An 11,495-nucleotide genomic window follows, 5' to 3' on the forward strand; every position below is an offset into this window, starting at 1 on the left:
ACTCTAACAGGCGGAGAGGACCGATTGTTCCCCTCCCCGAAGCGCCTTCGACCGGCCCGTGACGATCAGTCGCCGCCCGGCCGGGGGACGGCGGCGGGCGACCGGGAGGGCGGGCCTGTCGTCCCATCCTCCGGGTTCACCGGCCGGCGGGTGCCGGATGGCACCGATGCGCGGTAGTAGGTGATGAAAACCGCGGCGGCCCAGTTGCCGTAGTCGAGGTCATTGACCCGGACGACGGCGATGTCGCCGGTGTTGCGGTCGCGCAGGCAGAAGCTGGTGCCGGGCGGCACCTGGGGAAAACGCACCTCACGGGTGGGGTGCTGAGCCAGTCCGGCGACGCAGTCGCCGACGGTCGGTACGGTGCGACCGGCCAGGTAGGCATCGGTGAGCGACTGGAGCTCGAAGGCGCCGCGGCTGTTGCCCCCCGCGTTGGTGCTCAAGGTCCAGGCGCCCTCCCTGGCGACGACGACACCGGCGATGAGGTCGAAATACTCTTCGTAGTCGCGCAACGACAGCGGCCTGCCGACGTAGACGGGCGTGTACGCGGAGGAATGCGCACCACTGTCTCCACCGGCCTGAGCCCTGTCCGCGGGTGTCACGTCAAGGGTCTCGTTCGCCCGGGGAGACTGCGGGGAGCCGGTGGCCCGCACCACGTAGACACCGCCACCGGCCGCTGCCAGTACGAGCACCGCGGAAACCGCCGTGATCTTCCTGCGCCACCAGACCGGCCTCTCCTCTCCGGCAGCCGGTGGCGGCGACCCGCGGGGACGGAGGTCCGGGCCCGGTTCCTCCTCTGGGTACCGGGGGACGTTCCCCGGCGACGCGACGTCCTGCGAGCCGGTCACCTGCGCCTGCCGGGCGGTCGGCCGGAGCGGAATCTCCGGCATCGCCACACCCGTCATCGCCGAGCGGGCCCGCGTCCACCGGCGGCGGCATTCCTGCACCATGGCCTCGTCACCGGTCATCGCGCGGACCATCGCCACCGCGTGATCGATCGAGGGCAACCGCGTGGCGTCCAGAGCGTCCTGCAGCGTGCTGCGTGCCACTCGCGTTCCGGCCTGTCGCGTGCGGCGTTCCAGCTCACGCAGAGACGCGTCTCCACCCGAAAGCCGCACCTGCCGCAACCACAGCGCGAAATCCTCGACCGCACCGCGCTCGTCGTCCGCCATGGCGCCGCCCTCCGGTGTCCGGGACTGTCCGGAGAATAACGCCGCAGTCCGGATCTGTCCGAAGGTTTGCCTTATATGTCCGGATCGCTCTGACCTCCGGCGCATGTACGGCGCACTTGAGGCATCCCCCTTTCCCTCCAGCCGGTCGCACACCGCCCCGGCTGTCTCGAAGGGATGCCCCATGACCGACGGACAGCCCCCTCCCTGGCCGTGCTCCGGGACCGAGATGATCCGCCATCTCGAACGCAACGGATTCCACCGAGTCCCCAGCCGCCGTCATGCCAAGCTCCGCAACGACCAAGGAAGATCCGTCGCCGTTCCCCGCCACCGTCAGTTGAGAAAAGGCACCTACCACAGCATCCTGCGCCAGGCCGGCCTGAAACCTTCTTCGGACGGCGGGTGAAGGACACCGGCGTGGCCGGCCCGGATCGCATCGGGCCGCCCAGCGCCCGTGGCCGTGTGGGAGGCGCCGACCGTCACGGACTCACTGCGGGGCACCGGGCCACCGCGGCGGGCCCTCCGAGGGACGCCGGAGCATCACGCCCCGGCGCCCCTCACAGATCACAGCCGGACGCCCACCATGACGGGCTCGTTGACCAGCGTGACGCCGAACCTCTCCCGCACCCCGTCGCGGACCTCCCTGGCCAGGTCGAGCAGATCGGCGGTCGTGGCCGACAGCTCGGGGTTCGTCAGGGCGAGGGTGTGCTTGGTGGAGATGCGCGCCGCGCCGCGGCGGTACCCCTTGGGGAACCCGGCGTTCTCGATCAGCCACGCCGCCGGGACCTTGACCGACCCGTCCGGCATGTCGAACCGGGGGAACCCGGGAACGCGCCGTTCCAGCTCGGCCGCCTCGGCCGCGGACAGCAGCGCGTTGGTGAAGAACGAGCCCGCGCTGCGGCTGTCGGGGTCGGCGGCGTCGAGCACCATCCCCTTGCCCCGGCGCAGCTCCAGCACGGCCTCGCGGGCCCTCGCCACCGGCACCCGCTCGCCGAGGGCGACGCCCAGCCGTACGGCCAGCTCGCGGTAGGCGACCGGACCGGACAGCCCGCCCGCCGCCGGAAGCTCGTAGGCGACGGCGAGGACGACGTATCGTCCCGGCTCCTCCTTGAACACGCTGTGCCGGTAGGCGAACCGGCATTCGTGCGCGGGCAGCTCGGTCACGTCGCCGTTCTTGCGGTCGTAGACCCGGACGCCGGCGATGGTCTGCGACACGTCCTGCCCGTAGGCGCCGACGTTCTGGATCGGGGTGGAGCCGACCTGGCCGGGGATTCCGGCCAGGCACTCGATGCCGGAACGCCCCTCGGCCACCGCGCGGGCGACCAGCGCGTCCCAGTCCTCCCCGGCCTGGACGACGACCCGGTCGCCGTCGGCCTCGATCCCGCGGGAGGCGACCCGGACGACCAGCCCGTCGAAGCCGTCGTCGGACACGACGAGGTTGCTGCCGCCGCCGAGCACCAGGACCGGCTCACCGGCCCGGTCCGCAGCGGAGACCAGCTCGACGATCTCCTCCGCCGACCCGGCCTCCGCGAACGCCCCGGCCGGTCCGCCCAGCCCCAACGTCGTGTACGGCGCCAGCCGCACCCCTGCCACCCGCTCAGCCATGCACTTTCCCCAAAAAACGCCGGTCCCGGACCTCGCGACCAGCCTACGGGGAACCCAGCAGCCTCAGCACGCGCTCGTAGGTCCGGCGCGACTCGCGCTCACGGTATTCGGGATCGACGTCGTGGTAGCCGCGGTGCCGTCCCTCGTGGACCGGGAGCTCGTCGCCGAGGGCGACGACGGTGCCCGGGATCGTGAGGGAGAACTCCAGGTCGGCGTTGCGGTAGTAGCGCGCCCCCGAGGGGAAGCCGCCCACCGACAGCGCGGCGTCCCGCCGGACCGCGAACAGGTGGCCGAGCACCGCCCGCACGTCGCCGGGCCCGGCGTCCTTCCACTCGCGGCGGTCCTCACCCGGGTCCACGCCCTTCCAGCCCGCGGCGCTCACCTTGTCGTTCAGCGCCCCGGCCAGCGGGGTGATCGCGTCGCCGTCGAGGACGACGGAGGTCTCCATCACCACGTGCACGTCGGAGTCGTCGAGTTCCAGCAGCTTGTTGCGGCTCTCGCCCCAGCCGGCCGTGCCGCCCCGCCAGTGCGGGGTCTCGGCCACGTGCCACGCCTGGATCCGCTCGGGGTCGGCGTCGGCGAGCTCCTGCAGGACGGCGCCGGCTCCGTCCACGTCGCCCAGGTCCAGCGCGACGATCTTCGCGTCGGTGTGGGCGAGCAGGGCGCGGACGCACTCGCGCAGGTCGTCGGGCCAGCCGTCCACGACGAGTCCGACCGTGACGGTCGGCGAGGTCATCGGCTTGCGCCCCTCGACCGGGGTGATCTCCTCGTCCACCCGGGAGACGGCCAGGCTGGAGTCCCACAGCAGCTGGGAGGAGACCATGCGCTCGGGGGCGCGCTCGACGTCGTCGGACCGGCCGAGGAGCTCGGCGCCCTCGGGTCGCGGCCGGGGGGCCGCCTCGGCCTCACCGACCCGTTCGGCGTCGAGCTGGCCCACCTCCTCGGGTCGGGCGCCGGGCTCGGCGGCCGCGGCGACCCGTTCGGCGTCGGGCGCGTCGCCCCGGCCGACGTCCGCGGAGGCGCCGTGCCCGGTCCCCGCCGCGGCGCCGCCGCTCCCGGCCGGTTCGCCGGTCCTCGTCCCGTCACCGGCCCCCGCCGTACCCGCGGCGGTGTCACGGCCGGTGCCGGCGTCGGTGTCGCGGTTCGTGGCCGCGGGGATGCCGTGCCCCTCCGGGCGGAGCCCCGCCTCGGCGGACCGCTCCGGCTGCCTGCCGCCCGCACCCGTCACGGGTACGGAGCTCACCGTGGGCCAGACCTTGAAGGACGGCCGGGGGGCGAGCTCGAACCCGTCGCCGACGTCGCGGACGGTCCAGCCCTCGGCTTCGATATCGTCGCGGAGCGCGTCCGCCCCCGCGTAGTCGCGGTCGGCGCGGGCCCTGGCCCGCCGCTCGGCGAGCTCCGTCACGTGAGGTGGTACATCGCTCATGCCGGGACGCTACCCACGGACCGGGCGAAGTATCGCCCGGCCCGCCCACCGCCGGATCTTTCGGCGCCGCGGACCCGGAACACGCCCGCCGTACGGCCCGCCGCCCGGGGGATCCCGCGGGACGCCCGCCGTGCGGCCCGCGCTCCGGAGACGATCCGGCGCGGGCCGGAAGCGGTCAGGAGAGCTGGACCACCGCGCGGGCCCGGGAGAGCACGCGGGAGTCGCCGGACCGGGCGGTCAGCCCGACCAGCACGCGCTTGTCGTCGAGCTTCTCCTCGACGACGCCGCTCACCGTGATGGTCGCCCCCTCGTCGTCGTCCGGGACGACCACCATCGAGGAGAAGCGCACGCCGTAGTCGACGACCGCGCCGGGGTCGCCCGCCCAGTCGGTGAGGAACCGGCCCGCCTGCGCCATGGTGTACATCCCGTGCGCGATGACGTCGGGCAGGCCGACCGCCTTGGCGAACCGCTCGTTCCAGTGGATGGGGTTGAAGTCGCCGGAGGCCCCGGCGTACATCACCAGGTTGGCGCGGCGGACCCGGTAGTCGGCGGCCGGGATCTCCTGGCCCTGCTCGACCTCGTCGTACCTGACAGTCGCGGCCATCTCAGCTCGCCCCTCCGCGCTCGACGATGGTGTTGTAGGTCGTGCAGACGGGCTCGCCGCCGACCGTGGTGACGTCGCTCCTGACCGTGATGAGCTCGTTGCGGCCCACGCTGCGGATGTCGGTCACGGTGGAGACGCTGACCAGCTCGTCACCGGCGTGGATCGGCCGGTGGTACTCGAAGCGCTGCTCGCCGTGGACCACCATGGCGAAGTTCAGGCCCAGCTCGGGGTCGGCCAGGATCGACCCGCCGGAGAGGCTGAACACGATGGGGAAGGTGGGCGGCGCGATCACGTCGGGGTGGCCGGCGGCCCGGGCCGCCTCACGGTCGCGGTAGACCGGGTTGTCGTCGCCGATCGCCGCCGCGAACTCCTTGATCTTCACGCGGCTGACCTCGTAGGGCGGGGAGGGCGCGGACGCCCGACCGACGAAATCGCGGTTCAGAGCCATCTTGCTCCTTTACGGTTACCGAGCTGGTGGGACCGACGGTAACAAGAGTCCTGCGCTCCCGCCCCGCGACCGGTCATCCAGAAACCGTAGCCCGGTCCGCGGGCGGCACCGGCTGTCGGGCGCGGTCAACGCCCGGCCGGGAAAGCTGTCCGGACACGACAACCGCCCGGACCCGGTGGCCGGTCACCTGTGGGACACGACGACCGGCTCGGCCGCGGCGACCTCCGGATGCGGCGATCGCCCGGCGCGGCGACCGGCCTGAACGCGGTGATCACCCGGACGCGACGAACCGGCGCCCGATGTCGGGACGCCGGTTCGTCGTCGGTATGGAATGCCGCTGAAGCGGGCCTCACCCGGTGGAAGACCGGTGGGCCTCGCCGGGAGACCTAGCGGGTCTCGCGGTGCGCCTGGTGCGCCTTGCAGTTGGGGCAGTACTTCTTCAGCTCAAGCCGATCCGGGTCGTTGCGCCGGTTCTTCCGCGTGATGTAGTTGCGGTGCTTGCACTCCTGGCAGGCCAGCGTGATCTTCGGCCTAACGTCGGTGGCAGCCACTTGGGAGTGCCTTTCTACGTTCGGGACTGGGACAACCCACACCGATGCCCCTGTTGGGAGACCGGGAGGGTAGTAGCGGAGGCCGGACTTGAACCGGCGACACAACGATTATGAGCCGTTTGCTCTGCCTGACTGAGCTACTCCGCCTTGAGGCCGACTGACATCGGCCGACCCCGATAGGATACCTGACCCGCGGAGTGACTGCGCACTCGTGCAGGTCGGGGCCCTTGTTTCCGGGTTTCCCCAGTATGCCCGCCCGCACGCCGGGAGTCACCGGAGTTTTCCGGCCTCGTGAGCCCCGCCCGGACCGGGCTCCCGCCGTCGGCGGGTCCTCCCTGATCGCGGGTCAGATTACCAGCGGCGGGAGATCGGCGCGAACCACCGCGCCCCGCCGTACGCCACCGTACGCCACCGTACGGCGGTCCGGCACCCCGTCCCGGCCGGCCCCGGACCCCCGGAACCCCGGACCGGCGTACGGCGGACGCCCGTCCCGCGAGCCGCCGGTCGGTAGGATCCGGCCGTACACGATCAAGAAAGCGCACGATCGGAGAATCCGGCGCCGAGCCGGAGATCCCGTCCGGGAGGGCACCGTGATCGACGAGACCGAGCTGAGGCACCTGCGCCGCTGCGTGGAACTGGCGGCCGAGGCCCTGGACGAGGGGGACGAGCCGTTCGGCTCCGTGCTCGTCGCCGCCGACGGCACCGTCCTCGGCGAGGACCACAACCGGGTGGCCTCCGGCGACCACACCCGTCACCCCGAGTTCGAGCTGGCGCGCTGGGCCGCCGCGAACATGACCCCGGAGGAGCGGGCCGCCGCGACCGTCTACACCTCGGGCGAGCACTGCCCGATGTGCGCCGCCGCGCACGCCTGGGTGGGCCTGGGCCGCATCGTCTACGTGAGCTCCTCCGAACAGCTGTCGGCCTGGCTCGCCGAGCTCGGGGTCCCCGCGCCGCCGGTGCGGACGCTGCCGATCCACGAGATCGCCCCGGGCGTCGTGGTGGAGGGCCCGGTCCCCGACCTGGCGGAACAGGTCCACGACCTCCACCGCCGCTTCCACTCCCCCCGCTGACCCGCTCCCCGTCCGCCGATCGCTCCGGCCCGGCAGGTCAGCTCTCTCCGACCGGCCCGGAGTAACCGAGACGAGAGGTCTCCGCGGGGACGACCATGTCGGCGATCTCGACCGGCCTGCCTTCGGCGAGGTAGGTCCGCTCGACGGTCAGGACGATGGATCCGGCCGCGATGCCGAGTTCCTTCGCCTCGTGCGGACTGGCGGGGCGAGCACCGACGTCCTCAACCCAGTCGTCCACGGCGATGCCGATCTCAGCCATGCGGTGTGTCACTCCGTGACCGGCGAACGGCCCGTCCTCAGGGAAGGCGATGACCGTGCCTTTGGTGAGGTTGAGCGGTTCGTAGGAGTCCGACAGCATCCACGGCTGGTCGTCCGCGGTGAAGACATAGTGGGTGTGCATGACATCGGGCATGCCGCCCTGCGGATCATCGAGACCGAGCCGGGCCCTCACGTCAGGCGATGCCTGGATGGTCGCGGACTCGTACCGCCAGGCGCCCTTGCGACCCTGTCCCAGCATGTCCGCGGCGAAAGGGGAACCGGCTCGGCGTTCACGGTGCCAGGAGCGGGTGACGCGCCGTACCTTCGGCTGCTCTTTGACGTACACACCGGCGCCGGGCCGGGAGACCACATGACCTTCTTGCGCGAGCTGGCGGATCGCCTCGCGGACGACTCCTTCCGCTACGCCATGTTCAGCCGCCAGATCCTGGCGGGCGGGGAGGCGCGTCCGGGGCGGGAGTTCACCTGTGACGATTTGCCGCCTTATGTGTGCGGCGAGTTGCAAATACCGAGGCTGATCCACGCCACCAGCTTGACAGCCGGATATCCGGCTTACAAGCTGGCTATACCAATCATGAGCCGGATATCCGGATCGCTTTTCCCTGGGGGTGACTCATGCCGACCTTCGCTCAGGATTACGCCTCCCTGCCGAGCAGCACGGAAGCGGCCGTACATCATGCCCGCGCGGTCGTGAACGACCACCAGCCCCACCGCACCGCCGACGCGGAACACATCATCCGCGCGTTCTTCACCGCCGCTCTCGCCCGAACCGGGCCCGAGGGCAATATCAGCCTCATCACGACGGTGACCTCCAACAAGATCCGCTTCGAGATTCACGACGCCGACGCCCCCGTCCCAGGCGCGGAGACCGACCCTGAAGCACACCGCGTCATCTCCGACCTGGCCGACCGGTACGGCTCCCAGGCGACCCGCGCCGGGCACATGGCATGGGCCGAGTTGCACAACCGTCGGGCGGTGACCACGTGACCCGCGGCGAACCGACCGCGGAGTGCTGGCACTGCGGCTGCGAGCTGGAGCGCATCCCCGGCCGGAACGGACCCGTCCACCTCCGGCGGATCCGCCGTGGCGACGTCGACCGGGTGCCCTGCGAGGGCGATGGCTCACCGGATCGCAAGCACGAGCTGGAGACGTCCTCCGTGAACGACACCGGGTGAGCCGTCGAGGACCGTCCCGCAAGCGGCTGCGAGGTCCTCCCAGAACGTCCGGCGCGTGGAACGCCCCCGTTGCCCGTGCGCCGGACCCGGCCCGCCTCACATCCCCCGAGGCGAGCCGCGCCGGGCGTCCGGCGCGCGTCTTCCCCGATCTCATGCGCGCCGGACGTCCGGCCCCGCGGACCGGCGGAGAGTCAGCGGTGCGAAGGTGTCGTGAAGGCGAACGCCCGGCCCCGCGACCTCACGGCCCGAGCGGGTTGAAGGTCGTCGTACAGATCTCACACACAACAAGAAACGCCCGGCCCCGCGATCTCGCGGTCCGGGCGATCTGTCGTACTGGAGTGGAGCCCCTTTACGGAATCGAACCGTAGACCTTCTCCTTACCATGGAGACGCTCTGCCGACTGAGCTAAAGGGGCCTGTCCGCTGCGCTTTCGCGCCTGCCGACAGGTGTAACCATACACGGCTCCGGACCGGGATGCGAAATCAAACGGGAGCTACCGGATCACGACGTCCCGGCGGACTCCGCCTCCACGCGACGCCGCTCAGCGGGGGTTCGATCCTGTGAGTTCCGCCTGATCCTGTCCGGGCGCGGCGTCAGGTCGGGATGGATTCACCGACGCCGTGGACCAGCCGGGGCAGGCTCAGCAGCCGCCTGGCACGGGCCAGCAGCGCCAGGCCCGCCACCGCGACGGCGGCCAGCACCGCCAGCGGCCAGACGAGCTGACCGGGATATGTGATCATGGTGCCGAGCGCGCGGAAGTAGGTGACGTCGTGATCGGAGGTCAGCGTCCGCAGGTCCGCGCCGCCCAGGGCGCGTGCCAGCGCCAGCATGGTGCTGCCGTGGTGTTGCAGGCTGCCCCGGCCGAGGTTGGCGATGGAGTCGCCCGCGGTGTGATACAGCGAGGAACGCTCGATGTAGGCGAAGTTCATGCCGGTGAAGCCGGCCTTGGTCAGCGGTGTGAAGTCCGTGTTGTTGGGCAGCAGCCGATACAGCTCCACCATGGCGGAGTGGCCACGCGGCGCGGGGACGGCGCCGGTGAACGTCTCGACCAGGCGGGCGTTGTTCGCGGAGGTCTCGAACATCAGCGAAGGGCCGCTGACCCCGCGCGCCTCCCAGTTCAACAGCACGCCGCCGGCCTTGCCCAGGGCGTGCTCACGGACGAAGGCCTCAGCGCCGAGCACTCCGTCCTCCTCACCGTCCGACATGAGCAGCACGATGTCGTTACGCAGGCCGGGGCCGCCGCGCAGCGCCCGGATGGTCTCGAGCATCGCGGCCACCGCGGCGCCGTCGTCTGAGGCACCCGGCCCCATGGCTGCGGAGTCGTAGTGCGCGGCGATGAGCACGGTGCCGGTCGAGTTCGTTCCGCGCAGCCGGCCCACGATGTTGTCGACTCGGCCGAACGTCGCCAGCCCCGCCGCGGAGCGGGCACCGACCGAGCGTTGAATCTCGACCTCCAGCCCTGCCGCTCGCAGCTGCCCGGCCAGGTGGTCCCGGGCCCGGTCGCCGGCCGGGCTGCCGATGGGTCGTGGTTCGGCGGCGAACTTCTTCAGGTGAACCAGGGCGCGCTCGGCGCTGAACTGGTCGTTCGGGGCGGTGGCCGGCAGGGGTTGCATGGTGCTGTCCGCCATGGCGGTCAGCATGATCGCTGCGACCAGGACGAGCAGGGCTGCCAACCCGGCCGTCGGCCGCCGCGGCGCGTCGAACAACTTTCCAATCATGATCAAAAACGGTAGATCGATCCGCTCGCCCGGCGGAATGAGGCGCCCGCCCGTTTGAACCTGCGGTTTTCCACATTCCCTGCACGACCGTAAGGGGTATGATCCAATTTATTCGGTTACCGGGGCGAGGTGAAGTGTGCGGATCTCCATCACCGACTACACGGTCGGGGCGACCATGGCGGGCGAGCTGGCCAACACCTCGCCCACCGTGCAGGCCGCGGCGGGCGAGGCCCTGCCGACCCCGGACGCGTTGATGGAGTTCCTCACAAGGCACGGGCTGCGGCTCGACGCCGTGGCGGACGGGCGGCCGCCGACCGGCGACGACGTCCGCGAGGTTCACCTGCTGCGCCGGGAGGTGCGCGGCGTCGTGGAGACCGAGACGGAGAGCCAGGCCGTCGCGGGCGGCGCCGTGCTGGCCGGGCGAGCGGGGCTCAGGCCGGTGCTGGATCGCGACCCCGGCGGACGATGGCAGTGGTACGTCCCGACCAGGCCGGACGCGCCGCTGGCCGAGGAGTTGGCCACGCTCATCGGCATCGGGCTGCTCGGCACCGTCCGGGCACTCGGGCACGACCGGTTCCGCGCCTGCGCCGCCCCGGGCTGCCGCGGGGTGTTCGTCGACATCAGCCGCGGGGGACGCCGCATCTACTGCAGGCCCGACGTGTGCGGCAACCGGATCAATGTCGCGAATCACCGCGAACGGCGGCGGCTTGACAACACCGCTCACTGAAGAAGACAGCACCGCTCACCGAAGAAGACAGCTCCGCTTTCCGAAGGACGTGAAGAGAACCCCATGAACGGTTCCATGGACGGCACGACAGCCCATCCGGTGAGCGGGCCACCGCTCATGGGTGCTTTCCGGCTCCCCGACGGCACCTGGATCCGCGGCCGCGGCCTTCGCCATCCTCTGCCGGAAGGGCCCCTGCCCGGTTTCGGCCTTTACCTGGGCTCCGACGGGCTCCGCCGCCGGCACGAGGGTGAACTGCGGTGGCCGCACGCGTGGATCCAATGGCCCGATTTCCTGCTGCCCCGCGACCGCGGCATGGCCGTACAGCAGATCCGTGCACTGTACGAGCGAGCGCGGGCCGGCACCGCGGTGGAGGTCGCCTGCGGAGGTGGCATCGGCCGCACCGGCACAGTCGTCGCCTGCCTTGCCGTCCTGGCCGGTCTCGACCCGGCCGACGCCGTCGCCTGGACACGCGAGCACCATCATCATCGGGCCGTTGAAACCCCATGGCAGCGCCGCTGGGTGCTGCGCTTCCCCCCGCCCCTCCGCCCGGATTCACGCGGCTGAGCCGCTGACCTCGAAACATCACGCCGAAGCCCATCGCCACCGGAGCGAACTTCAGCGCCCTCGATTTCGTGGCCGCTCAGGTGCCGAGGTAGCGCAGCACGGCCAGGACGCGGCGGCTGTAGCCGGTGGTGTGCGACAGTTCCAGCTTGTCGAACAGGGCGTTGA

At 71.4% G+C, this 11,495-nt stretch carries 14 protein-coding genes, 2 tRNA genes and 1 pseudogene; 6 read left to right on the top strand and 11 right to left on the bottom strand.

The window, feature by feature from the left end; translation table 11 throughout:
* Positions 1–65 precede the first annotated feature (65 nt).
* Complete coding sequence (locus tag ACZ6W9_RS34105; RefSeq protein WP_389962426.1) at positions 66–1,169, bottom strand: hypothetical protein; 1,104 nt, start codon at positions 1,167–1,169, stop codon at positions 66–68.
* Positions 1,170–1,395: 226 nt separating this feature from the next.
* Here ACZ6W9_RS34105 and ACZ6W9_RS34110 point away from each other — a divergent pair, with 226 nt between their 5' ends.
* Positions 1,396–1,572 carry a type II toxin-antitoxin system HicA family toxin gene (locus ACZ6W9_RS34110; protein WP_389962755.1) on the top strand — a complete coding sequence of 59 codons (177 nt, stop codon included), beginning with the start codon at positions 1,396–1,398 and terminating at the stop codon, positions 1,570–1,572.
* 158 nt (positions 1,573–1,730) lie between these two features.
* On the opposite strand, the gene ACZ6W9_RS34115 is transcribed toward ACZ6W9_RS34110, so the two are convergent.
* From ACZ6W9_RS34115 to ACZ6W9_RS34140, 6 genes are all read right to left on the bottom strand, one after another.
* Complete coding sequence (locus ACZ6W9_RS34115; RefSeq protein WP_389962429.1) at positions 1,731–2,771, bottom strand: UDP-N-acetylmuramate dehydrogenase; 1,041 nt, start codon at positions 2,769–2,771, stop codon at positions 1,731–1,733.
* Between the two features lie 43 nt (positions 2,772–2,814).
* Entirely contained in the window at positions 2,815–4,197 is a 1,383-nt protein-coding gene (locus ACZ6W9_RS34120) for a glycosyltransferase family 2 protein (protein WP_470121459.1), read from the bottom strand.
* A 175-nt stretch (positions 4,198–4,372) separates the two neighbouring features.
* On the bottom strand, positions 4,373–4,801 hold the full coding sequence (locus ACZ6W9_RS34125) for a MaoC family dehydratase (RefSeq protein WP_389962435.1): 429 nt from the start codon (positions 4,799–4,801) through the stop codon (positions 4,373–4,375).
* A 1-nt stretch (position 4,802) separates the two neighbouring features.
* The gene (locus ACZ6W9_RS34130; RefSeq protein WP_389962438.1) at positions 4,803–5,249 is read right to left on the bottom strand and encodes a MaoC family dehydratase N-terminal domain-containing protein; all 447 of its coding nucleotides are present in this window, start codon (positions 5,247–5,249) and stop codon (positions 4,803–4,805) included.
* Positions 5,250–5,635: 386 nt separating this feature from the next.
* Positions 5,636–5,800 (bottom strand): 50S ribosomal protein L33, encoded by a 165-nt coding sequence (gene rpmG / locus ACZ6W9_RS34135; protein WP_350957462.1) that lies wholly within the window; start codon positions 5,798–5,800, stop codon positions 5,636–5,638.
* Positions 5,801–5,873: 73 nt separating this feature from the next.
* A tRNA-Met gene (locus tag ACZ6W9_RS34140) sits at positions 5,874–5,947 on the bottom strand.
* A 443-nt stretch (positions 5,948–6,390) separates the two neighbouring features.
* Here ACZ6W9_RS34140 and ACZ6W9_RS34145 point away from each other — a divergent pair.
* The gene (locus tag ACZ6W9_RS34145) at positions 6,391–6,870 is read left to right on the top strand and encodes a nucleoside deaminase (RefSeq protein WP_389962441.1); all 480 of its coding nucleotides are present in this window, start codon (positions 6,391–6,393) and stop codon (positions 6,868–6,870) included.
* A gap of 37 nt (positions 6,871–6,907) precedes the next feature.
* Here the strand turns inward: ACZ6W9_RS34145 and ACZ6W9_RS34150 are convergent, their stop codons facing one another.
* A complete protein-coding gene (locus ACZ6W9_RS34150) occupies positions 6,908–7,669 on the bottom strand; it encodes a GntR family transcriptional regulator (RefSeq protein ID WP_389962444.1) in 762 nt (253 codons plus the stop codon).
* 92 nt (positions 7,670–7,761) lie between these two features.
* On the opposite strand from ACZ6W9_RS34150, the gene ACZ6W9_RS34155 reads away from it, so the two are divergent.
* Positions 7,762–8,133 carry a hypothetical protein gene (locus ACZ6W9_RS34155; RefSeq protein WP_389962447.1) on the top strand — a complete coding sequence of 124 codons (372 nt, stop codon included), beginning with the start codon at positions 7,762–7,764 and terminating at the stop codon, positions 8,131–8,133.
* Positions 8,130–8,321 (top strand): hypothetical protein, encoded by a 192-nt coding sequence (locus tag ACZ6W9_RS34160; RefSeq protein ID WP_470121463.1) that lies wholly within the window; start codon positions 8,130–8,132, stop codon positions 8,319–8,321. Before ACZ6W9_RS34155 ends, ACZ6W9_RS34160 begins: the two co-directional genes overlap by 4 nt.
* Positions 8,322–8,660: 339 nt before the next feature.
* Here ACZ6W9_RS34160 and ACZ6W9_RS34165 read toward each other — a convergent pair.
* Together ACZ6W9_RS34165 and ACZ6W9_RS34170 are read right to left on the bottom strand one after the other, a co-directional pair.
* Positions 8,661–8,736, bottom strand: a tRNA-Thr gene (locus ACZ6W9_RS34165).
* 178 nt (positions 8,737–8,914) lie between these two features.
* Complete coding sequence (locus ACZ6W9_RS34170) at positions 8,915–10,039, bottom strand: M28 family peptidase (RefSeq protein ID WP_389962452.1); 1,125 nt, start codon at positions 10,037–10,039, stop codon at positions 8,915–8,917.
* A 136-nt stretch (positions 10,040–10,175) separates the two neighbouring features.
* On the opposite strand from ACZ6W9_RS34170, the gene ACZ6W9_RS34175 reads away from it, so the two are divergent.
* Both ACZ6W9_RS34175 and ACZ6W9_RS34180 read left to right on the top strand, forming a co-directional pair.
* A complete protein-coding gene (locus ACZ6W9_RS34175; RefSeq protein ID WP_389962455.1) occupies positions 10,176–10,766 on the top strand; it encodes a CGNR zinc finger domain-containing protein in 591 nt (196 codons plus the stop codon).
* 63 nt (positions 10,767–10,829) lie between these two features.
* Positions 10,830–11,330, top strand: coding sequence for a protein-tyrosine phosphatase family protein (locus tag ACZ6W9_RS34180; RefSeq protein ID WP_389962458.1), 501 nt, complete (start codon positions 10,830–10,832; stop codon positions 11,328–11,330).
* Between the two features lie 76 nt (positions 11,331–11,406).
* Here ACZ6W9_RS34180 and ACZ6W9_RS34185 read toward each other — a convergent pair.
* Positions 11,407–11,495: pseudogene (locus tag ACZ6W9_RS34185) on the bottom strand (DNA-binding response regulator); the annotation flags it as partial.

Source organism: Streptosporangium sp. NPDC053982 (genome assembly GCF_055585205.1).